The 22,680-nt window shown below is 46.6% G+C and carries 26 protein-coding genes; 1 reads left to right on the top strand and 25 read right to left on the bottom strand.

Features of this window, described 5'->3' with window-relative positions; all coding sequences use genetic code 11:
* Positions 1-54: 54 nt before the first annotated feature.
* The 9 genes from N774_RS0100135 to rplU all read right to left on the bottom strand — a co-directional run bounded on the left by N774_RS0100135 (position 55) and on the right by rplU (position 5,178).
* On the bottom strand, positions 55-624 hold the full coding sequence (locus N774_RS0100135) for a manganese efflux pump MntP (protein WP_024859287.1): 570 nt from the start codon (positions 622-624) through the stop codon (positions 55-57).
* Between the two features lie 113 nt (positions 625-737).
* The gene (locus N774_RS0100130; RefSeq protein ID WP_037280051.1) at positions 738-1,238 is read right to left on the bottom strand and encodes a GNAT family N-acetyltransferase; all 501 of its coding nucleotides are present in this window, start codon (positions 1,236-1,238) and stop codon (positions 738-740) included.
* Between the two features lie 52 nt (positions 1,239-1,290).
* Positions 1,291-2,025, bottom strand: coding sequence for a YebC/PmpR family DNA-binding transcriptional regulator (locus tag N774_RS0100125; RefSeq protein WP_024859285.1), 735 nt, complete (start codon positions 2,023-2,025; stop codon positions 1,291-1,293).
* Positions 2,026-2,036: 11 nt separating this feature from the next.
* Positions 2,037-2,516, bottom strand: a complete 480-nt coding sequence (locus N774_RS0100120; RefSeq protein WP_024859284.1) for an AAA family ATPase — start codon at positions 2,514-2,516, stop codon at positions 2,037-2,039.
* Complete coding sequence (locus N774_RS0100115) at positions 2,509-2,919, bottom strand: Mini-ribonuclease 3 (protein WP_024859283.1); 411 nt, start codon at positions 2,917-2,919, stop codon at positions 2,509-2,511. Before N774_RS0100115 ends, N774_RS0100120 begins: the two co-directional genes overlap by 8 nt.
* A gap of 1 nt (position 2,920) precedes the next feature.
* Complete coding sequence (gene obgE / locus N774_RS0100110) at positions 2,921-4,198, bottom strand: GTPase ObgE (protein ID WP_024859282.1); 1,278 nt, start codon at positions 4,196-4,198, stop codon at positions 2,921-2,923.
* A 67-nt stretch (positions 4,199-4,265) separates the two neighbouring features.
* Positions 4,266-4,550, bottom strand: coding sequence for a 50S ribosomal protein L27 (gene rpmA / locus N774_RS0100105; RefSeq protein WP_024859281.1), 285 nt, complete (start codon positions 4,548-4,550; stop codon positions 4,266-4,268).
* A 2-nt stretch (positions 4,551-4,552) separates the two neighbouring features.
* On the bottom strand, positions 4,553-4,864 hold the full coding sequence (locus N774_RS0100100) for a ribosomal-processing cysteine protease Prp (RefSeq protein WP_024859280.1): 312 nt from the start codon (positions 4,862-4,864) through the stop codon (positions 4,553-4,555).
* Positions 4,865-4,866: 2 nt separating this feature from the next.
* The gene (rplU, locus tag N774_RS0100095) at positions 4,867-5,178 is read right to left on the bottom strand and encodes a 50S ribosomal protein L21 (RefSeq protein WP_024859279.1); all 312 of its coding nucleotides are present in this window, start codon (positions 5,176-5,178) and stop codon (positions 4,867-4,869) included.
* Positions 5,179-5,492: 314 nt separating this feature from the next.
* Here rplU and N774_RS0100090 point away from each other — a divergent pair, with 314 nt between their 5' ends.
* A complete protein-coding gene (locus N774_RS0100090) occupies positions 5,493-6,209 on the top strand; it encodes a hypothetical protein (protein WP_024859278.1) in 717 nt (238 codons plus the stop codon).
* 39 nt (positions 6,210-6,248) lie between these two features.
* Here the strand turns inward: N774_RS0100090 and N774_RS0100085 are convergent, their stop codons facing one another.
* From N774_RS0100085 to N774_RS0100010, 16 genes are all read right to left on the bottom strand, one after another.
* Positions 6,249-7,445 (bottom strand): DUF6348 family protein, encoded by a 1,197-nt coding sequence (locus N774_RS0100085; RefSeq protein WP_024859277.1) that lies wholly within the window; start codon positions 7,443-7,445, stop codon positions 6,249-6,251.
* 48 nt (positions 7,446-7,493) lie between these two features.
* Positions 7,494-8,459, bottom strand: coding sequence for a 50S ribosomal protein L11 methyltransferase (gene prmA / locus N774_RS0100080; protein ID WP_024859276.1), 966 nt, complete (start codon positions 8,457-8,459; stop codon positions 7,494-7,496).
* Between the two features lie 15 nt (positions 8,460-8,474).
* Positions 8,475-9,671 (bottom strand): dockerin type I repeat-containing protein, encoded by a 1,197-nt coding sequence (locus N774_RS0100075; RefSeq protein ID WP_024859275.1) that lies wholly within the window; start codon positions 9,669-9,671, stop codon positions 8,475-8,477.
* A gap of 21 nt (positions 9,672-9,692) precedes the next feature.
* Positions 9,693-11,999, bottom strand: coding sequence for a transglutaminase-like domain-containing protein (locus N774_RS0100070; protein ID WP_024859274.1), 2,307 nt, complete (start codon positions 11,997-11,999; stop codon positions 9,693-9,695).
* A 2-nt stretch (positions 12,000-12,001) separates the two neighbouring features.
* Positions 12,002-13,171 carry a DUF58 domain-containing protein gene (locus N774_RS0100065; RefSeq protein ID WP_024859273.1) on the bottom strand — a complete coding sequence of 390 codons (1,170 nt, stop codon included), beginning with the start codon at positions 13,169-13,171 and terminating at the stop codon, positions 12,002-12,004.
* 2 nt (positions 13,172-13,173) lie between these two features.
* A complete protein-coding gene (locus N774_RS0100060; RefSeq protein ID WP_024859272.1) occupies positions 13,174-14,109 on the bottom strand; it encodes an AAA family ATPase in 936 nt (311 codons plus the stop codon).
* 220 nt (positions 14,110-14,329) lie between these two features.
* Positions 14,330-15,025 carry a hypothetical protein gene (locus N774_RS0100055; RefSeq protein ID WP_024859271.1) on the bottom strand — a complete coding sequence of 232 codons (696 nt, stop codon included), beginning with the start codon at positions 15,023-15,025 and terminating at the stop codon, positions 14,330-14,332.
* Between the two features lie 41 nt (positions 15,026-15,066).
* On the bottom strand, positions 15,067-15,744 hold the full coding sequence (locus N774_RS0100050; RefSeq protein WP_024859270.1) for a hypothetical protein: 678 nt from the start codon (positions 15,742-15,744) through the stop codon (positions 15,067-15,069).
* 63 nt (positions 15,745-15,807) lie between these two features.
* Entirely contained in the window at positions 15,808-16,725 is a 918-nt protein-coding gene (gene tsf / locus N774_RS0100045; protein WP_024859269.1) for a translation elongation factor Ts, read from the bottom strand.
* An 87-nt stretch (positions 16,726-16,812) separates the two neighbouring features.
* On the bottom strand, positions 16,813-17,562 hold the full coding sequence (gene rpsB, locus N774_RS0100040; protein ID WP_024859268.1) for a 30S ribosomal protein S2: 750 nt from the start codon (positions 17,560-17,562) through the stop codon (positions 16,813-16,815).
* Positions 17,563-17,722: 160 nt separating this feature from the next.
* The gene (locus N774_RS0100035; protein ID WP_024859267.1) at positions 17,723-18,022 is read right to left on the bottom strand and encodes a YlmC/YmxH family sporulation protein; all 300 of its coding nucleotides are present in this window, start codon (positions 18,020-18,022) and stop codon (positions 17,723-17,725) included.
* 22 nt (positions 18,023-18,044) lie between these two features.
* Entirely contained in the window at positions 18,045-19,580 is a 1,536-nt protein-coding gene (locus N774_RS0100030) for a hypothetical protein (RefSeq protein WP_024859266.1), read from the bottom strand.
* Positions 19,581-19,692: 112 nt separating this feature from the next.
* Positions 19,693-19,863, bottom strand: a complete 171-nt coding sequence (locus N774_RS19380) for a hypothetical protein (RefSeq protein WP_196231506.1) — start codon at positions 19,861-19,863, stop codon at positions 19,693-19,695.
* A gap of 131 nt (positions 19,864-19,994) precedes the next feature.
* Positions 19,995-21,446 carry a [FeFe] hydrogenase H-cluster radical SAM maturase HydG gene (hydG, locus tag N774_RS0100020; protein WP_037280041.1) on the bottom strand — a complete coding sequence of 484 codons (1,452 nt, stop codon included), beginning with the start codon at positions 21,444-21,446 and terminating at the stop codon, positions 19,995-19,997.
* Between the two features lie 17 nt (positions 21,447-21,463).
* Positions 21,464-21,931, bottom strand: coding sequence for a pyridoxamine 5'-phosphate oxidase family protein (locus N774_RS0100015; protein ID WP_024859264.1), 468 nt, complete (start codon positions 21,929-21,931; stop codon positions 21,464-21,466).
* A gap of 14 nt (positions 21,932-21,945) precedes the next feature.
* On the bottom strand, positions 21,946-22,194 hold the full coding sequence (locus tag N774_RS0100010) for a TM1266 family iron-only hydrogenase system putative regulator (protein ID WP_024859263.1): 249 nt from the start codon (positions 22,192-22,194) through the stop codon (positions 21,946-21,948).
* Between the last annotated feature and the right edge of the window lie 486 nt (positions 22,195-22,680).

The following is a 22,680-nucleotide window of genomic DNA, read 5'->3' as shown; positions in this document are numbered from 1 at the left end:
TAAAAAAATACACCGAGAATATGAGAAATTTCCTCACGTTCTCGGTGTTTTGCTTTATATAATTCCAAGTCCTTCAAGCAGGAGCTTCAAGCCTATGAGTATCAGTATGATACCGCCTGCTATCTCGGCTTTCTTTTCGTACTTGCTGCCGAACCTGTGACCGATAAAAACTCCCAGCAGCGAAAGTGCAAAGGTTATAACGCCTATCATGGTCACTGAGAAAAACAGGTCTGTCTTTTCAGCGGCAAAAACTATTCCTACAGCGAGTGCGTCAATGCTTGTTGCAATGGCAAGCATTGTGAGTTCCTTTAAGTCCAGCCTGTACTCCCTGCCGCCCTCGTCATCTTCGTCATCATGCAAAGCTTCCCATATCATCTTTCCGCCGATAAATGCAAGAAGTCCGAAGGATACCCAGTGGCTGAAAGAGCTTATGACATTGGCAAAGCGGCTCCCGAGGAAATAGCCTATAACGGGCATTACTCCCTGAAATACCCCAAAGAACAGAGCCGTGATAACTCCGCCTTTAAGGTCGAGCTTCTTCATGCTCAGCCCCTTACAGACCGAGACCGAAAAGGCGTCCATTGCCAGTCCCACCGAGATAAGAATAAGTTCCGCTAAATTCATAAAAACGATCCTCTCAAAACAATCAGGATACTATACAGCACCCGAAACTTCAAGTGCTTATTATATACTATATGAAACAGGAAGTCAATATATTTCTGTTTGTCCGAAATAACTCATAAAACATATTCAAATATATAATCGTCCATGACATAGCCGTTTCCTATGTCAGTTACGACTTTGTCCACTATCTCAAATCCTGTCTTTTTATAAACGGCTATGGCTCTGTCGTTGTGCTTGTTTACTGTGAGGTATACCCTCTTCTTACCGAGAGCTCTCCCCTCCGCAAAGACACGCTCCAGCATTTCTGCTCCGATACCTCTGCCCCGCTTATCGCTTCGCAGGTAGAGCTTGCTGAGGAAAAAGCGGTCGCCGCTCTCGGGCTTTAAGCCTATGTAGCCGCAGAGCTCCCCGTCCTCACGGACTGCAAGATAGTAGTAGCCCTGCTCTTTTATCTGGGACTGCATAGCCTCATAGGACTGAAACTTTTCCACCATGTAGTCTATCTGTCCGTAACTGATCATACCCACAAAGCACTCGTGCCATATTTTGTCTGCAAGCTCTGCCACCTCGCGGAGCTCGCTGTCTGTTGTTACTTTTTCAATTGTAATACTCATGGTTCTACTCCTGTATTGCAAAAGGGACAGTTTATACTGTCCCTTTTATATCTTATTCTTCGTCAGGCATTTCCCAGTTGTGGTAAACGTTCTGAACGTCATCGTTCTCTTCGAGATGCTCCAGAAGAAGATTCATCTTCTTGATGTGATCCTCGTCTGTAAGTGTTGTATAAGTTGAAGGGATCATTTCCGACTCGGCAGAAATAACGTTGTAGCCCTTTGCTGTAAGACCCTCGCGGAGAGCATGAACGCTCTCGGGAGCGCACTCGATCTCAACTGTTTCCTCGTTGATGTCGAAGTCCTCACCGCCGAACTCGAATACGTCCTCCATTACCTTGTCCTCGTCAAGACCTGTGTTCTCAAGGACAACGATGCCCTTGTTTGTGAACATGAAAGATACGCAGCCGATAGTACCAAGATTGCCGCCGAACTTATCGAAGTAGTGACGGACTTCACCTGCCGTTCTGTTACGATTGTCTGTAAGGCACTCTACGATAACAGCTACGCCGTTAGGACCGTATCCCTCATATGTGATGTTCTCGTAGTTGTTCTTGTCGCCGTCGCCTGCTGCTTTCTTGATGATACGGTCGATATTATCGTTAGGCACGTTGTTGGACTTTGCCTTTGCGATAAGATCACGAAGCTTAGCATTGTTATTTGGGTCGGGACCGCCTTCCTTAACTACAACAGTGATCTCACGTCCGATCTTGGTGAAGATCTTACCCTTTGCAGCATCGGTAGCTTCTTTCTTACGTTTGATATTGTTCCATTTTGAATGACCTGACATAGTTTACACTCCTATCTGTTAATGATTAAATCTATCTCGTTTTCATCGGGTTCCTCAAATATACCTGCGAACTTCTCTGCAAGACCATTGTCAACGTAATAGGCGCTGATCTTACCCTCGGCTATGAGACCGTTGCGCTTTGCAATGCGCTCCCGCCACAGCTCGTCGGATACTTTTAGGTAGTGCAGCTCGCAGTGTATACCGTTCTCCCCGAAAAATCTCCTTGCATATTCGCGTTCAGCCCTCGTCCAGAAGCCCCAGTCGAGGACAACATTCGTACCTGTTCCGACTATTTCCAGTGCCTTGCGGTAAAGCAGCTCCTCTGCACGCTCCACATAGGTATCAAGCATTTCGCCTGCGCCCTCGGGAAAAAGCGCCAGCGTTATCTCGTCCACCGAGAGTATGACCGCTTTGCGCTCAGCTCTCAGTTTCTGTGCATATGTGGATTTTCCGCTGCATATCTTTCCGCAGGTCATGATGACATCAGCCATTTTCATTATCCTCCAAAGTCATCATCACAGCAAAAAGCTCTTTTATACGCCGGTCCTGACCTGTGAGGTAAAGGTAGCCGAAAAGGCACTCCACAGCCGTGGCTCTGCGGTATTCAGCCGCGTCCGCGTGCTTTGGCACAGTGTTTCCCGTAGCATTCCTGCCCCTTTTCAGCACTGCAAGCTCATGTTCGCTGAGCTCCTCAGCCAAAAGGTCATAAGCCCTTGACTGGAACTCCGCACAGACAAGCTTTATCTTTGCGGAATGGAGCTTGGCAACAGGCATATTCGCCTGACGAAGCAGATGCTCCCTCACAAGAGTATCGTAAACGCTGTCACCTAAAAACGCAAGTGTCAGCGGACTGTACATGTTAGCTTCACGCTCTGTAAGTTTTTCTGTGCTCATATCAGTTTACAAAGTCGAACTCAAAGCCCTCAAGGCTTACGGTGTCGCCCTCCTGTATGCCCATTTCCTCAAGCTTTGCGATTATGCCGCTGTTGATAAGCACACGCTGGAAGTACTGGAGCGACGAATAGTCGTCGGGATCAACAGTACGCATGATAGGACGTATCCACGGCGCGTCAACGAAGTAAATATCGTCTTCGACAGTGATCTCGAACTTCTTGTCAACGCCCAGCATCTCATCAAGCTCTTCCTGTGGTATGGGCTCTGCTTCAAACTCTCTGATAGGCGGCAGAGTATCAAGTACCTCTGAAACCTTTTTGATAAGCTCAGCCGTACCCTGAGTAGTTGCAGCTGATATGCAGAAAAATGGTATATTCTTGTCCTCAATAAATTTGCGGAATCTCTCTATCTGCTCCTCAGTCGCCATGTCTGATTTATTGGCAGCCACGATCTGAGGACGCTCGGCAAGCTCCTCGTTGAACTTTGCAAGCTCAGCGTTGATAACGACAAAGTCCTCGCAGGGATCGCGTCCCTCAATGCCTGAAACATCGACTACATGGACAATAAGTCGGCAGCGCTCAACGTGTCTGAGAAACTCGTGTCCCAGTCCGACGCCGTCTCCTGCGCCCTCGATAAGTCCGGGGATATCAGCCATTACGAAGGACTTTTCCTCCTCTACCTTTACAACTCCCAGAACAGGAGTCAGGGTAGTAAAATGGTAATTTGCTATCTTAGGCTTTGCAGCACTTACAACAGAGATAAGTGTGGATTTTCCAACATTGGGATAGCCCACAAGTCCCACGTCCGCAAGGAGCTTCAGCTCCAGTGTGACCTCGAACTCCTCACCGGGATAGCCCGGTTTTGCGAATTTCGGTATCTGACGGGTAGATGTGGCAAAGTGGACATTGCCCTTGCCGCCCTGTCCTCCGCGAGCCAGAACCTTGGGCTCGTCCGTGGACATATCCGCCATTATCCTGCCGCTTTTCGCGTCACGGATAACTGTACCTCTCGGTACTTTTATGATAAGGGGCTGTGCGCTCTTACCCGTGCAGTTCCTTCCGCTGCCGTTTTCACCGCGGGCAGCCACATACTTTCTCTTGTATCTGAAATCTATCAAAGTCGAGAAATTATCATCGACCTGAAAGATAACATCTCCGCCGCGTCCGCCGTCGCCGCCGTCGGGACCGCCTGCCGCTACATACTTTTCACGGTGAAATGACACAGCGCCGTCGCCGCCGTCGCCCGCTTTGATCTTTATTTTCGCCTGATCAACGAACATTTCCGACCTCCCTTTCTAAAGAAAAATCCCAAGCTAAAGCTCGGGATTTATTGTCACGTTATGGCTGTTACTGCTCAATCTCGTAAACAGAAACCTTCTTACGGTCACGTCCGTAACGCTCAAACTTTACCTTACCGCTTACTGTAGCGAATAATGTATCATCTGAACCGATGCCGACACCGTTACCAGGATGGATATGTGTACCTCTCTGGCGAACAAGAATGTTACCTGCCTTAACGAACTGGCCGTCAGCTCTCTTAACACCAAGTCTCTTAGCCTCAGAATCACGTCCGTTCTTTGTAGAACCGCCGCCCTTCTTATGAGCAAAGAACTGCATACTAATCTTAAACATACTTACACCTCCGAAATAGTGATTTTGATAGTTTTAGGGTATTCTTCCAGTATAGCCTCAAAATGCTGTTTTAAAACATTCAGCAGACGTGATGAATTCTCACTGACCTCTCCGCATATACATTCGATAACGTTATCGCCCACATTTACGTCGGGCTCCATACCGAGCTCATTGAGAATATTTGCAGTAAGCTGTACAGCTGAGGAAACAGCAGCACAGACAACGTCTTTACCGGCCTCGGCATGACCCGAATGGCCGCTGAACCTAAAGCCTGTCAGAAGCCCCTGCTTTTCATAAAATTCAGCGCGGATCATGATCAAGCCTTGATAGCTTCGATCTTTACCTGTGTGTAAGGCTGTCTGTGACCCTGCTTCTTCTTCTCACCCTTCTTGGGCTTGTAAGTGAAAACAGTGATCTTCTTAGCCTTGCCGTTCTTCAGAACCTTTGCGCTTACAGCTGCACCGTCAACATAAGGTGTACCGATCTTGAGTCCATCGTCTGCTCCGAGAGCTACTACCTTGTCGAAAGTAACTGTCTCATCAGCCTCTGCTGCGAGCTTCTCGATGAAGATGATATCTCCCTCGTTTACCTGATACTGCTTTCCGCCGGTTTCAATAACTGCGTACATATTGTGGCACCTGCCTTTTCAATAAACTCGCTGTTACAGGCGTGTGAACGCACAACTTTAAAGCCTGTTTACAAGCGGCAATAATATTTTATCACAATAGTACGGCTTTGTCAAGCTTTTTTTACTATTTCTCCGCAAAATACTGATTTTTTATTTCACCAGTGACAAATGTCACTTATTTAGTGACATTTGTTATATTGAAAAACAACTCAGGGCATTGTATAATTTAAGTGTGATCAAAAGCTGACGTCATGAGGACGTTGCTGCGGAGCTTGTTCAGGCAGAAATTGATCAAAAAGAATGGAGTGGATATCATGAAAAAATTCTTATCATATATTTTAACTGCAATTTGCTTTCTTTCGCTCATATCGTGTACTTCGCCCTCTGAGGATATGAACAAAGTCGCTGACATTGCTGATGAGGTGCAGGATTATGTTCAGAAGGCCTATGATACAAAGGTTGAATTTGTTTCCACGGATCGAATAAATGATGATTACTATTACACCTATAAAGACGTAAACGGTTTTGAATTTACAGTCGATCTTAATTGTATACAATGCGATTGGTGGCCCAAAAGGACATATAATGCGAGCGATAATTATATAGCGGGATACCTCAAAGCTCACCCAAAAAATTTAAATGTATTCAAAATGGAAGGTCACGATTTCAGAACAGAAAAACACGGACAATATGTACTTTACTACGACAGTTATTATGATATTGATGAAGCTGCCGAATTTGCCCTTAAATACATAGACAAGATAGAGCTTCCCAAAATAAACTATGCTAAAAAGCCTGAATCGCTCTCATATATGAACAGTAAGCGTGTAAAATTGTATTTCAAGCCCAAAGGCTTAGACTACGAATGGAATAATTATAAATCTATGGAGTTTCCCTACGAATCATACCAACCCCCGGAAGAGCTCTCGAAACAGATCAAATCATGGCATATACAGCAGCTTCAGCGGAATGATGATACCGAACATCTTTCTCGGATACCCGATGAGGATATAAAAAAATACGGCAAATAACAATAAAGCCTGAGTGAAAACTCAGGCTTTTTATTATGCTTACCAGACTCTGTAGCCCTCGTGGCCTATCTTGTAGGAAGTACCGGGAACATAGAGATCGCTTGGTTTGAGCTCCTGACCTTTCTCCTTAGCGGTATCGATAGCTCTCTTGAGCTCTCTGAATGCCACACTGTTGGTAACGATACGTGTCACGCTCTCCTGACTGGGACTTGTGCTGAGGAACTCAAGCACTGCCTGCTGGAGATAGAAATAGGTACGAAGCTGGGTCTTCTTGAATTCAAGGTTCTGCTGATCGTCGCCCTCGCCCTCGATGAGGAAGAGGCTGTCGCCCTCACGGTAGCCAAGTGTAAACTTTGCAAATATCTCGGGGATAAATACTCTTATCTCGGCAGCAAGGTTCTTGTCGCCCTCAACCAGTTCCTCAAGCTTATCAGCCATTGCAACATACTCTTCGTGATTGTTGATCTTTTCCATTGTTTTGATAGTCTCTTTGGCAGCGTTCATTACCAGCTCCTTATTGAACGGGCACTGGTCGTCCTCACGCTGAACGAAGATAGCGTACTGCTTTTCGGAAACAAATGTCTCCTCGGCATGCATTTCCTTCTCAACATATTCCTCAAAGTACTTCGGGAGCTCTACGCATACAGAACCGTTTATACGTACCTCGATGATCTTCTTCTCCTTGTACTTTGCAAGGTATATTCTAAGCCAGTAGTACTTCTTTGAGCCGAGATACTTCGGTATCTCTGTTCTGAGGAAGTTCACCAGCATCGTTGGTGGCTTGTCCTTTACGCCTATTCTTACAACGGACTGGCAGTACATATCGAAGTCGTAGTGCTGTCTGAGGAAATCAACAGGAACGTGGATAGGATTCTTCTTATTGATTGACTGATCGAGCGGGTGCCATACGCCGCCGAAGAATATCTCAACAGCCATATTTGCAGCCTCGGTCTCGTCCTGACCCTGCGAGTCAACAGGCTCGATGAGGGGCTCGTCGAAATCGTCATGCTTTATGATGAAGACGGTCTGAAGTATCTTTACACCATCGCTTTCGTCCAGCTTGCCTACCTGTACGTCGATGGTAAAGCCCTTTGGCATGATTATACAATCATCGTAAAGAGTTCCGTTGAGCTTTGCGTTAAGACCCTCCAGCACGGCGTTCTTTACTTCTACCTTCGGATCAAGTGCCTGTACTTCCTCGGTCTTCTGATTGTTCTTCTTCTTGAAAATACCCATTTTCTATTCTCCTTAATATGATAATATCAATATATGCTCTGCATAATATTAAACTGTGAATTTAACTGCTGCCCAGCCCTCGCGGACTTCGGGCTCGGGATCCTTGAAGCCAACAGACTTCAGTGCATCTATCACCTCATCCATGCGCTCCTCGATGATACCCGAAACAATAAGGATACCGTCCTTTCTCAGGTAGCGCAGGAAGCTGTCCTTCATGGCAATGAGCACATCAGCAACTATATTTGCTGCGATTATGTCGTACTTGTCGTCGATCTCGTCGGCAAGCTTTTCATCTGTGAGGATATTGCCGAAATAGGTCTTGTAAACATCGGGTGAGATGTGGTTCTTTACTGCATTTTCAAGGGCAGTTACCGCAGCGTTCTCCTCGATGTCAACTGCAACAGCGCTTTTTGCACCCAGAAGCATTGCTCCAATGGAGAGTATACCGCTTCCGCAGCCCATATCCAGCAGCTTGTCTCCCTTGTTCAGGTACTTTTCCAGCACCTCGAGACAAAGCCTTGTGGTATGGTGCTTGCCTGTGCCGAAGCTTGAAGCAGGGTCTATCTCAAGGATTATCCTGCCGTCGGAGTTGTCATAGTCCTCCCATGAGGGCTTTATGACCAGCTTCTCACCCACCTTGAAGGGCTTGAAATACTGCTTCCAGTTGTTTGCCCAGTCCTCCTCACGGATACTTGACATCTCGGCTTCAAGCCTGCCGTAAGCGCCTTCGGTATCGGCTGCCTTCATCTCGGCAAGCATGGACTTGATAGCGATGAGCATTTCTGCTCCCTGTCCGTTTGACGGGATATACACCGTGATACAGGTCTCGCACTCGGAGAGTCCCATAAGGTCGTCATCGATATAGTCCCACTGACCGTTTTTGTTTTCAAGGAACTCCTTGAAGTCCTCGGGGTCCTTTATCGAAAAGCCCTTGATGCCGATATCTCCCAGCTTTGAGCAGAGAAGCTCAATGCCCTCGGTAGTCGTATAGATGTTGACTTCTGTCCATTCCATTAGTTAAATTACTCCTTAATTGCAAATAAGCATAAGATATAAGAGTACATCATCGCTGTCAACAATGCCGTCGCCGCTGATATCGGCAGCAGCTATCTCAGAGCTTGTCAGCACCGAGATGCCCTCAGGGAGCATGCCGAGGCTGTTGAGGTACTCATTTATAAGCGCAAGGTCATAGGCATTGAAAGCTCCGTCGTTATTGACGTCGCCTGTGTCAAAGATCTCAGGCTCGCCTGCGTAGCAGAGCTTTGTGAGCTCCACATATCCGCGTTTGCCGTTTATCTTTACCTCGCCCACTGTTCCGCTGACGCTGAGCACATTGACAACGTTTCCGTCTGTCAGTAAAGCAATAGCGTCTTTTTGAGCTTTAGCGTCCGACCATACCTTTACAGGCGCACTGTCGCAGCAGTAATACTCTCCTGCCTTATAAGTCACAGTTGTAACGGCAGGACGCGGAGTGGTCTGCGCTTTTGTAGTCGTTGTAGTTTTTGTCGTGGTCTGCACTGCTGTTGTAGTAGTCAGTGCAGCAACTGTTGTAGTTGTAATAGAGGAAGTTACTGTAGAAGCTTCAGGCTCTTTCTCGATAATTTTGAGAGGCGTAAAGCCGCTGTAGGGATTTTTGCCCTTGATAGCCTGAAAAACAGTTATGTTTTCGTTGTCGTATGCTTCAAACATAAGTATCTCGTCCTTGGCAGGGTCAGCCATATAAACGTCGTCACCGATGACACCGTCGATATACACCCAGTGTCCGCCAACGTTGCATATAACATACAGTCCCTTGTCGAGATATTCTTTTATCTCAGCCGCTTTTCCGCTCTGAGTATCCGACTTGAAGCTCAGATTTGACGTAGCAATGCTGACCTCGGGGATAGCCTTGTTGACGGACGACCATGAACTGAGTCCGCCCCACTGGTTGAAGGCTCCCATATCATCGAGAGTCTTTGCAAACACACCGGGGTCAAAGCTTTCGGTATCCTTCGCTCCCGAAGCCACCGCAGCCATTGCGATAGAGGTTATATAGCAGCCTGAGCTGCGCACTGTAGAACCGCCGATGGCATAGCTGCCCCAGCTTTCGTCATTCTGTCTCCAGAGTCTGAAGTCTTCGGCTCCGTGAGCCTTGATATTCGTCTGACATACTCCTGCCAGCATTCCGATAAGGATAAATAATGCAAGCAGGACAGAAAATATGCTTTTTTCTTTTACAGTTCGCATAATCCAACCTCCGTATAAACGTTATCGGCTTGTTATGCGTCTCCTTTTTTTAGACTCTCTGAACATATCATATGCCCTGATATATTCGTTCATAGCCTTTTCTTTTTCTTGCTCATTCAGAGCAGCCTCGCCGTAGACAGTCCTGTCAAACAGCTCAGCAGTCTCCCCGATATCCGCGCCGGACATCTCATGTACGAGAGCCGCCGCCTCTTTTGAGGTATTGACGTTTTCGATGCCGTAGAGCCTGCAAAGCCTGTGCATTACAGCTATTACAGTGTCCTTTGGCATACGCTTTTTGCTGCTGATAATAAACCATCTGTGTGACAATCTCGGATAAGCAAAAGCAAACAGCAATACCAGCAATGCGCCTGCCAGTATAAACAGACCTGCTCTTGAAAGCATATCCGTAGCAGTCGAGTCTTTTTTCGTTACCGCTTCTCCCGCATCAGCGACCGTAGGCTCAAAGCTTGCCCAGCCATATCCCCTGATATAGAGCTCGGGGAAGCCGTGCAGATCCTTTGCGCGAATGGTATAATTGGTGTCCTTGGCATATTTGCCGCCTATATGCTCTGTCATATTGTATCCCTCGCAGTATCTTGCGGGAATACCTGCGGCACGGGCAAGGAGCACCATGGAAGTTGCGTATTCGTAACAAACTCCTGTTTTTGTCCTGAAAAGGAAGTCCTCGGCGTTTTCGCCCTTTCCTTTTCTGTATTTCAGGTCATAGACGTAATTGTTATTGTAAAAGTAAGCCTCAATGGCTAATGCCTTTTCGTATTCTGTTTTACAGTCCTGGGTTATCTCATCGGCAAGAGCCTTTATATCGGTCTTTCCGCCGTAATCAAGAAGATATTCCAAATAATCTTCATAGAGAGCGCAGTCAAGATCTGCATATCTGCATTTCTGCCTGTAATCCTCGGAGCTTGAATCGTCAAGATTCATGTAGAGGACATTGCTTGTGTCTTCGAGAAGCTCCTCATAGTCGAACTGCGCCAGCTGATCTATGAACTCATTGTTTCGTGAGCTCATAAAGAAAGTATCCTCATCGTAGCTGAAGGTGTACTTCTCGTCAGTGGCAAATCTGCTGTCAACGGCATAGACAGTACCGCCGCGGAGAGCGACCACGTCGCCTCTTCTGGAGCAGTTTGTCATTTCAACGGCAAACTGTGGCACAGGAGCCATATCAGTACCCTGAGACATGCCGACAATAGCCGATAAGCTGTAGAACGCAGCCTCCCTGAGCTCAGGCTCGTCAAGACCGCTTTTCACAAACTCGGCAAGTCCGTACTTCTCAGAAAATTCGCTGTCAAGAGAAGCTGCCTCAAGAACAGCGCCTGCTATGCCCATATGGGCGCCTATATTCACAGGCGGCTTGCCTGCCTTTGAGCTGAATCTGCTGTCCATATCCTCAATGCTCCACTGATCGTTCTCAAAATCATAGGTAGAGCGTGTGGCAGTCTTTATACGCAGCGGCTCATCAGCCCTGACTTCATAGACTAAGGTCTGATCCTCATTGGAGCGAAACTGGTCTCCCGTAGAGGTATCACGGAAAACATCCAGCATAGCATTCAGCTTATCAGTGAACTGATCGGCGTCGATAAGCGTTTCAAGTACAGATCTGTCTGCTTCAACAGTTGGCTTGGGGAATATAGCAGCAGCTGCTGCAAAGATAACAGCATATACAGCAATAGGCTTCCATGACTTTCTTCTCTCAACGAATACCGTAGTCTCGGTATCCGTAAGCTGTCTGTAGTATACCATGAGAAGTACATACCCAACAGCCATAAGAATAATGAAGAGAGTCGGCATTTTTTCATATTCCTTACCGTATATGGAAAATGGAATTATGAAAATAAGGAAATTCATGAATATCCTGTATCTAATACGCGTGAAATAGTATATTACCGATCCCATGAACAGCATGAAGAGCAGATAGAATCCGACTGTATACCAGAAATTGAACTGCAGTGAATCCTGCGGTGTAAGGAACCAGAGTCCCCATAAGATCGGGTAATCCTCCCGTCCTATATTGAGGGCGAGCCGCACTCCCGCGCCGAACACGACAACAAGAGCTGTATACATGAAGAAGCCGATGAAGTTGTGCTTCTTCATATAATCAAATATCCTGAACATTATCCAGCCGAAAAGGACAGTACAAACTCCCCAGCCGACAGCGAAGAAATAACCTCGGGTATCGGTCTTGTCGCGGTCGCGGTAGTGGTACATGAGCGCAGTCATGGTCAGCACCGTATACCACAGTACGGGGTCTGTAAAGGTCCTCAGCAGGAACTTTTTCAGATTGAAATATGTCTTATTGGTTTCTTTCATATTTATACCATTTTGAAGTTATTATCCTCATCAAGATACCACATCTTCAAGGACGTGGTATTTACAGACGCAAAGGAAAGTCCGATTATACTTGTGTTCTCGGGATCCTGGATATAGTGAGTGACCTCTGCAAATCCGGGGCCTGCGTCTGTAGTTGCTATTACACAGGCACAGAACGAGCCTGAGTTATTGGAAAGATCGATCCTCTTATCGTGAACGACCTTTATAGCCAGTACCTTCAGCAGAAGCTGATTTGGATAATCGGGATTATCGACGCTTTCGCAGACTGTTTCTCCCGAAGCCGAACGATACACGAAATTGCAGGCAATTCCCTGCTTTACCAGAAGATCTAGCAATCCGAACACCGAACGGATAAGCTGCTCCTCACCTCTTACGGCATTTACGGGCGGTACCGCACCGTTGCGGTAGAGGTCAAGCACAAGCACAGGCTGTACCGAAGCCGCAGCCTCGTCCAGACGGACCATGAGCTTCTGCTTTTTTGATGAGAGCTTCCAGTTTATACGCTTTAAGGGGTCGCCGTGTTCATATTCACGGTGCTCATATCCCGGAGATGTATTTGCCGAGAACAGCATAGCTGTATCGTTTTCCTCATCATCGTCGCTTGTAAGCACAACGTCCGCAATAGCGCGGAAGAGCTGGGACGAGGACTTTATCTCCGGTATCTGAGGGATAACGCCTACGGAAACAGGCTGCGGAAGAGGCGTCTTGACTGCGAACTTCATAAATCCAAGGAAGCCGCAGGAATATACTGCATATATGCCTACCTCGCCGTTACCGCCTACCAGTGAGTCGATCTCCAGCCTGAATGTTCGTTTGTTCTCATTAAGCATACACAGCTTGCGCTTCTTTATGTTCTGAGCGAATATCTCGGAAGCATAGGGGCATATCTCCACGACAGAAACGGGAAAAGCTCCTGTTTTCTCCACCTTTACATCCACAACGAGCTTGCTGCCCTTTGGAACATAGGCATCACAGCTAAAGCTTACCTTTAAGCGGTTTCTTGCATAAAGGGTGATGAAAAGCGACACCAGAGGGGCAAACGCCACGAATGCAAGCAGTATGATACCCATTTCACCGTCGATATAAAAGGTGAATATATAAACAAGGAAAGCAACTGCAAGTACGCTTATAATACTCTTGAAATGCTTCATATTCAGTTCATGGCAGGAACAGCGCAGTTTCTGAGGACATTTTCAATGTATGCCTCGCCTGTGCCAAAGGCTGTCTTGCCCTGTGGGGAAAGGATTATTCTGTGGGCAAGGACTGAAACAGCCGTATTCTTTACATCATCGGGAGTAACATACTCTCTCTCATAGATGTACGCATAAGCCTTTGCAGCCTTGAAAAGCGCGATGCTTCCGCGGGGACTTATGCCGAGGACGGTATTTCTGTCCGTTCTTGTTGCCGCAACGATATCAACGATGTACTCCTTGACAGCGTCGCTGACACGGACGTTCTTTACCTCTTCCTGCATTGCAATGATATCGTCAACATGCATTACAGGCTCATTTATATTTACAATAGGATTGTTGTGTTCTGTTCTGCCGAGGATCTGCACCTCTTCCTCCATTGAGGGATAGCCCATGGAAAGCTTCATAAAGAATCGGTCCATCTGTGCCTCGGGAAGGTGGAAGGTACCGTATGTTTCAACAGGGTTCTGAGTTGCCATAACGAGAAAGGGCTTGGGAAGTTTGTGTGTAACGCCGTCAAGGCTTATCTGGCGCTCCTCCATAGCTTCAAGGAGAGCCGACTGTACCTTCGGCGAGGCACGGTTTATCTCGTCCGCAAGGAGGAAATTGCACATTACCGCGCCGTCGCGGTATACAAATTCGCCCTTATTGGAATCAAGCATAGTAAAGCCCGCTATATCGGACGGCATAACGTCGGGAGTAAGCTGGATACGGTTGAATTTTCCGCCTATGGAACGTGAAAGTGCTGTTATGAGCTGTGTTTTTCCCACACCGGGGACGTCCTCGAGAAGAACGTGTCCCTCACATAAAAGAGCGGCTATGAGCTTTATGACCGTGTCCTTTTTACCTACTATGACTCTGCCGACAGAGCCAGCGAGTTTACTAATATTTGCATTCATATTTCAGCACCTCATACTTTTGAGCATATTATCCAATTAAAACTATTATAACATATTTTCCAAATTACTTCAAGGGAAAACCATACGAAAAAAAACCTGTATTATTGTAACATCTCACAATAATACAGGTTCAATAATGTGGAAAATTTGTCCATTTAATTGTTTTCAGCAGCAGTTACGCTGATTTTTACCTCAATATCAGCAAAAGATATATGTTATATCAGTATCCTGACTTATTTCGAATCTTCCTAAAAAGCAAGATGACAGCCATGATAACAAAAGCAATAACAGCTACTCCGCATATTACCGCAATATATATCCAAACTATACTGACGTGACTGTTAACAATTATGATCGGTGATATCTCCTCATCTTCAAAGCCCATATCATGTGCCGCTTTTTCAAGTCTTGAAATTTGATCCTGCCTGAATGACGCAGGAGAAACACGTCCGTCAATATGATACAAAACAGGCATTTCGTCGGATCTGCCCTCCATATAATCATTCCACAGAGCACACTGATTCTCAAGATTCTCCTTTTCCGTTTCGTTGCCGACACAAAACGAAAAAACGTAAAATTCCTGCGGTCTGAAGCTCTTATCCGCCCTCATCTTTTCTATATCATCAGCCCCGCAGTTGTCGCAGAGAAAATAATATCTGTATGTGATCTCATTTTCTTTACTATATACTCTTCTGTGATGCCGTTCAATCACAGCCTCCTCGGTCTGGTAGAAGCAATATATCCGTCCGATATCGCCCTTTACAGCTCTTTCCTTTTCACAGCTTCTTATGTCATCAGTGTTCAGCTCTAACGAGCTGCCATTCAAGTATACAGCGGATTCAAACAGCGAAACAACAAACAGAGCGCATACTGCCATAATACAGGCGACCAGCGTTGCATTCTTCATTCTTTTCATGTGAATGATCTCCCTTTATCCAAAAACAACAGTGAAAGGTATTAATAATACCCCATATTTCTTCTTTTCTTCCTTAGCATATAAATTATCGTCCCCACCAGAAGCGCTCCTGCAAAAGGCGTCAGAAGCATCAATTTCACGCTTACCGGGCTGTCAAATATCAGAAGTGACGTTATCTCATTCTCTGCGAAGCCGTAATTTCTTGCAGCATTTTTGAACTCCGTAACATCATATTCGTAAAACGACTTTGGTGAAACACGCCCGTCTATAAAAAATGTATCAGGCATAGTATTGGTGCTGCCGTTCATATAATTGTCCCACTGAACACAAAGCTCGTCAAGCTCTTTCTTTTTATTCTCATCGTCGGTATAAAATGAATACACAGAGTAATTCTCGGGTCTGTAGCTCTTATCAGCTCTCATTTTTTCAATATCATCAGGACTTGCATTATCGAATATATAATAATACAGATACGAAATATCGTAATTATTCTTTGCATGCCTTGAATAAGTCTTAACTTCCTCTGTTCTGTACAACGATATCACACGGCCTGCTTTCCCCTCTATAGCTTTCTTCTCATTACAGTATCTCAAGTCATCAATATGCACATAGTAATGATCACCCTTGAAGTACGTGGCTATTTCCATGAGCCCCAGTGCAAATATAGCAGCAGCCGCAACGACCAATATCATGTAAGCAGATTTTATTGTACGATACATATTTTTCTCCCTATATCAAAAAACAGCGGCAGAATGCTCCGCCGCTGTCTGTAAAATCTTTGATTACTTGATCATCTTAGCGATCTCGTCAGCGAAGTTCTCTTCCTTCTTCTCAACGCCTTCGCCGCGCTCGTAACGGATAACCTCAACGACCTTGATAGAACCGCCGAGCTTCTTAGCCTCAGCGTCTACATAGCCCTGAACTGAGAGCTTGTCATCCTTAACGAATGCCTGCTCAAGGAGGCAGTTCTCTGTGTAGTACTTGCCAACCTTACCCTCAACGATCTTAGCGCGAACCTGCTCGGGCTTTGAAGCCATCTTAGGATCCTCAGCCATCTGAGCCATCATGATCTCCTTCTCCTTTTCGAGAACCTCAGCAGGAACCTGCTCACGGCAGAGATATGCAGCGTTAAGAGCTGCGGACTGCATAGCAACGTCCTTACCGATAGCTGCTACCTGATCAGCAGAAAGGTCTGTATCCATCTTTACGAGAACGCCGATGCTGCCGCCATTGTGGATATAAGAAGCAAGCTTACCCTCGAGTCTTGCGAAACGACGGATAACGATGTTCTCACGGATCTTCATACCGGCAAGCTCTGTAAGAGCCTCGCCAACTGTACCTGTACCGCCGCTGATAGGCATATTCTTGAGAGCCTCGATGTCAGCAGGATTCTTTTCGATGATAGTGTTTGCTACGTTAGCAACGAAGTTTCTGATATCGTCTGTATTAGCAGCGAAGTCTGTCTCTGTGTTTACTTCGAGGAGAACACCTGTCTCGCCCTTAACAACAGCTGCAACTACGCCCTCAGCAGCAGCTCTGCCGCTCTTCTTAGCCTGTGTAGCAAGTCCTTTTTCTCTGAGGAACTCGATAGCCTTGTCCATATCGCCATCGTTCTCTTCGAGGGCCTTCTTACAGTCCATCATACCAACGCCTGTGGACTTCATGAGTTCTTTAATTTCTGCAACGGAAACCTTTCCCATTGTGATTACCTCCTAAAATATATTTTAAATCCGCAAAAACCCGAAGTGTTAGTTCGGGTTTTTGATTGTTTTCAATGTTTTTTATGATTATTCAGCGTCAGCCTCAGCTGTCTCAGCTTCCTCAGCAGGAGCCTCCTCAGCAGCTGTAGCATCATCGCCCTGTCTGCCTTCGATAACAGCGTTAGCGATTGTGCCTGCGATAAGCTTTACAGCTCTGATAGCGTCATCGTTACCTGGGATAACGTAATCAACTTCATCAGGATCGCAGTTTGTATCTACGATAGCAACGATCGGGATGTTGAGCTTCTTAGCCTCAGCAACAGCGATCTTTTCCTTGCGGGGGTCAACGATAAAGAGAGCTGCGGGGAGCTTCTTCATTGTCTTGATACCGCCGAGGAACTTTTCGAGCTTCTCTATTTCAAGGTTGAGCTTAACAACTTCCTTCTTGGGGAGAAGAGCAAATGTGCCGTCCTCTTCCATTGTGTGGAGCTGCTCAAGTCTCTTGATTCTTGTCTGGATCGTCTTGAAGTTTGTGAGCATACCGCCCAGCCATCTTGCGTTTACATAGTGTGCGCCTGCTCTTGTAGCCTCTTCCTTAACGGAATCGCCTGCCTGCTTCTTTGTACCTACGAAAAGTACCTCGCCGCCCTGTGAAGCGATGTCGCGAACGAACATGTAAGCGTCCTCAAGCTTCTTAACTGTCTTCTGAAGGTCGATGATGTAGATTCCGTTTCTTTCTGTGAAAATGTATGGTGCCATTTTCGGGTTCCATCTTCTTGTCTGGTGTCCGAAGTGTACGCCAGCCTCAAGAAGCTGCTTCATTGATACTACTCCCATGGTGTAGTCCTCCTTAAAAATTGGTTATTATTAATCCTCCGCCCGACTTGGCTCAGCAGCAACGCAGATATCTGCGCACCAACCGCTGAAAGCACGGACGTGCGAATTGCCTTAATATTATATCATTTCAAGGCAAATATTTCAAGCTTTTTTGCAATGTTTATTTCAACAAACTTAAAAAACTATTTCTGCTGTTTTTTGTTAATTTCATACGCGTACTGTTTTCGGAGCGTTCCACCAGCACTACATCATCGCCAACTACCTTTATTTCCGAGCAGGCTATGACGGAGTCCTCCTCTTTGCCGAGGAGCCCCCAGAACCGAGCTCCGCCGTATATGATAAGAGACTTCACGCTACCGCTCTCTATGTCCAGCTCAATATCGTCGATAAAGCCCAGCCGCTCCCCTGTGGAGATGTCAATAACTTCCTTTCTGCAAAGCTCCTCAAATCCCAGAAGCATATCATCACCTCATAAGCGGTAATCAGTCGTTTCTGTTTAGTCCGCCGAGGACCAGCACCGTTACGAATATCATTATTACAATAAGTACAGCTGCCCAAACAAAGCGGAACTTAACGAAAAGTATGATAAGCACCGTAAAAATGACCGCCGCATATGCGAGAAATCGGCTGCGTATATCCTGCTTTTTCTTCTGTGCAGCGATCTCGCGCTCCTTTTCCTCGTCGTGTTTTCGGCGTATGTCCTCAAGCTCCTGCTTTTCCCGGGCGTCTATTTTTTCCTGCTCATTGGCAAATACTGCGTCGCGGACTGCATTCACGAAGCGCTCATACACCGTTTCAAGGCTGAGCTTTTCGTCGCCCTCTGCGTATTCAAGAGCTTTACGGGGAGATTCTCCCAGAAGCTGAGCAAACTGTCCGAAGAAGACCTCGTCCTCGGCAAAGTCATAGCCGAAATGTTCAATATAGTCATCGGCAAAGCTCTCCACCACCTCTTCCAGAAGCAGGTCGTTGCTGTTTCGGCAGCCGTTATATGCAAGGAACCGCGCCCAGTGAGCCTGCCAGCACTCGGGTGAGGCGTCGAGAATTATACCGCAGTACTCCTCGGCAGCTTCAAAATCCTCGTCTGCAAGGAATATATTCATTCTGCGGATAAGCTTTTCGGGAGCCGTCCGCGCTGATGCGGTATGTCCCTTGTCCCTGCGGCGGATAAGCCTTATGATCTCGGAAACAGCGCCTATCTTTCCTATATCCTTCACGGGATAGTCCGAAAGCTCCTCGGGGATATCCCCATCGGAAATATCACTTATGCAGGTAAGCAGCAGCTTTCTGCTGTCCTTATGTGCCGCCGAAACACACCTGCTCCACTGACTTTTCAGGTGCGGCTCCGCAAATTCATCTGCGTCACCGCAGACCACTATAAGAGCCTCCGCACAGCTGACAGCAGCATTTATGCACAGCTCCCCTGCCTGACCGCGGAGGTCATTCAGTGACTTAGGCGCATAGAACACGCTGAAGCCCTCTTCGCAGAGCTGTCCGTATATCTCCGAAGCGATAGTGCCGCCCTTTTCGGTCTCAGCACTGCATATGAACACGTCATAGCGCTCGCCGTTGCCCACACGCTCCGCATACTCTCTGCGCAGCTCGTCTATTGCCGCCGCCTCTCTGCAATATACCGCCTTTTGCTCGTCTTTAGCATAAGCAATAGCGGTAAGATAATTCACATCATCGCTCACAGGAGTCAGAGCCGCTCTGCGGCAGACAGGAACATTTACCGCAGCTTCAATGCTTTCCTCATATACTATGCCGCAGCGGCACAGTACCAGCTCCCAGAAGCCCTCGGGTTCATCGGGCGTCTCCGCGCAGAGCTGAGACAGCAGCTTTTCCGCTCCCTCAAAATCAGTTTTCTGACGAAGTCTGCGTGCTCTGTTGAACATATCAAGCTGTTCGTCATCATACCCCATAGGGAATGTCTGCCTTGAACCGCAGCTCTCGCACTCGCATACTCCCGTATCATTATCGGGCTGCAGTATCTCTCCGCATATCCTGCATAAAAGCTCCACAGGCTTCGCCTCCTTCCGTGTATAGTCTTAACTAATATATGCTGTACGTAAAGACAAAATGTCTCAAACCGCAATAATAAAGCAGGCAGCTGTGTATGCAGCTGCCGTAGGATCATTCTTCATCATCATCGTCGTCGCTGTCGCCGCCGTTTTTCTTGGCAAAGATAGCCGTACCAACTGCAAGAAGAATTGCAGCGACGATTATCATGAACAGTACGCCTCTCGGGAATCTGTCTCCCGTCTGCGGTGAATTAGCCGCTAAAAGCATTAATGCTGCAAACATTACAAAGTCTCCTTTATATTATAATTGTATCTTGGACTATTGTAGCACATAAGGCTTGTTTTGTCAAATATATTTTTACGAAGCGTCACACTGCAAAAGCCCGAGAGCATTTCTGCTCTCGGGCTCATGGGTCAGAATCTGAAATCGCGCTGACCGCCGTTCTTGATACTGTCAAGATATTCAATAGCACGCTGACGGCGCTTCTCGTCGGGTACGTTCTGTATCTCCTTTGCGATAAGAGCCTCGCCTACCGCCTTTGTTTCGGGTGAAGCGTAGTCCGAGAGGTACTCCTGCAATGTCATAAGAGCATTGGGGTGACAGCAATTCTGTATCTGTCCCACCTTGCACAGTGCCATGAAGCGGTCGCCTGTACGTCCCTCACGGTAGCAGGCTGTGCAGAATGAGGGGATATAGCCGCCTTCCATGAGCCACTTAACTACCTCGTCAAGTGAACGCTGGTCGGATACATCGAACTGCTCTGTATCGTGAGGACGCTCCTCGGGAGTATAGCCTGCGTAGCCGCCTACAGATGTTCTTGAACCGCCTGAGATCTGAGATACGCCGAGGCCGAGGACCTTTTCACGGCAGGCTTCGCTCTCACGAGTAGAAATTATCATACCTGTGTAAGGTACAGCTATTCTGATACAAGCTACTATCTTTGCAAATGTGTCGTCATCTATGCCGTTGTCGAATACATCGGGGTCAATATCCGACGCTCTCCTTAAACGGGGAACGCTGATAGTGTGAGGGCCTACGCCGTGAACGGCTTCAAGGTGCTCGGCGTGCATGAGAAGTCCTGCGAACTCGTATCTGTACTTGTCAAGTCCGAAGAGAACACCCAGACCTACGTCATCGATGCCGCCCTCCATAGCTCTGTCCATAGCCTCTGTGTGGTATGCGTAGTTGTGCTTTGGTCCTGCGGGGTGAAGAACCTCGTAGCTCGCCCTGTGGTATGTCTCCTGGAAGAGGATATAAGTACCGATGCCTGCTTCCTTGAGCTTGCGGTAGTTCTCAACTGTTGTAGCGGCAATGTTTACATTAACACGGCGGATAGCTCCGTTCTTGTGCTTGATAGAGTAGATAGTATTGATACATTCGAGGATATACTCGATAGGATTGTTTACAGGGTCCTCACCCGACTCGATAGCAAGTCTCTTGTGTCCCAGATCCTGAAGCGCGATTACCTCCTGACGGAGCTCCTCCTGTGAAAGCTTCTTACGGGGTATCTCCTTGTTCTGAATGTGATAAGGACAGTATACGCACTTATTTACGCAGTAGTTGGAAAGATAGAGAGGTGCGAACATAACTATTCTGTTGCCGTAGAAAGCCTGCTTTATCTCCTTTGCAAGCTCGTACATCTTCTCTGTCATCTCGGGGATATCACAGGCAAGAAGCACGCTTGCCTCACGGTGAGTAAGTCCTGCACATTCTACTCCCCTGCCTGTCTTTTTTGGTCTTGCCTTTTCGAGTATCTGCTCGATAAGCTCGCGGTTATTCTTGTTCTGGTCAGCGTATTCCAGCGTTGCCAGTATCTCCTCGTCGTTTATAAAATCGTCCGCATTCATTGATTTTACATCATACATATATATTTCCTCCAGTTTTATTTTGCCTTACAAGACATTGTTTTTACTTTAAGTTTAAATACAGCAGTACGTCCGAGTACATCGTTATCATACTCAAGCCCTGTCCTGCCTGCTGACTGATACATGATATATTCAAGAGCGGCTTTCTTTTCGTCGTTATCTTCTATAACGGAAAGTATACCATTACCGATAACGCTCATGTATTTTGCTGAATGACCGCAGGCTGTATCAGCTCCCAAAAGCTCATAGTTACCGTCGATCTCAAACCCTACTGAGGGCTCAGACTTTGCAAGCTCATACTTTCTGCCTGCAACAGCTCCGTGAAAATAAAATGTATATTCTCCATTGTCAACAGAATAACCATAGTTCACGGGGACTATATACACTTCACCATTATCGCAGAAGCCTATACGTATCAACTTCTCTTTAGCAATGAATTTCTCTATTGCTTTTTTATCAGTTATTTCTCTGTCAGCTCTTCTCATACCGTACACCGTTTTTACTTCTTTGATATAGCTGCTTTGACAGAAACACCGTTTATCTGTCCAAGCCTGCCTGTGAGACTGCTTATGACGTCGGGCTCGGCGTCAAGAGCCACGGATATGAGGGATATCCCTCTCTCCTTGTAGGGAAGCCCCATTCGTCCGATAATGATATCGCTGTAGTCATGGAGCACGTTGTTCACCTCTACTGCCGCAGACTGCTCGTCAATAACGATAGCCGCCACGGCAATGCGCTTTTTTTCCATTTCTCCTCCTTTCGGCAGAAAAACGGCAGTTTACAAAAAAAACCGCCCATAAACGGACGGAGCTTGACTGCATGGTTATACCGTACAACTGCCATCCGATAACAGAGTTTCCACCCTGCTGCCCGAAAACAATAATTTTAAAGAAGCCAAGAACAGAATAAATCCTGCCCTCCGCTATATTTATCATATCACTTTGACACAAATATGTCAATCAAATATGGTTAGTATAAAATAACATGTTTTGCCGCTCGTTTTGTGCAGCCTATCCAATGGTCAAGCCGTTTTTTAAAGAATTTATATAATTTTTCAAAAATCACTGGACAAAATCTTTTATTTGTGCTATACTATTCATAGATTTATTTTTGAGGTGATTATTAATGGGTTTATTCTCATTTTTCCAGGGCGGGGCTAAATATTTCGATAAAAAAATAGAGCCTAAGTGCGATTATTGTATGTATGGTAAAAGAACAAAGGACGGCAACAGAG

This window comes from Ruminococcus flavefaciens AE3010 (assembly GCF_000526795.1).
In the GTDB taxonomy this organism is placed as follows: Bacteria; Bacillota; Clostridia; order Oscillospirales; family Ruminococcaceae; genus Ruminococcus; species Ruminococcus flavefaciens_D.
Note: the sequence above shows the minus strand (reverse complement) of the source record. Positions and strands in the feature narration are given on the sequence as shown.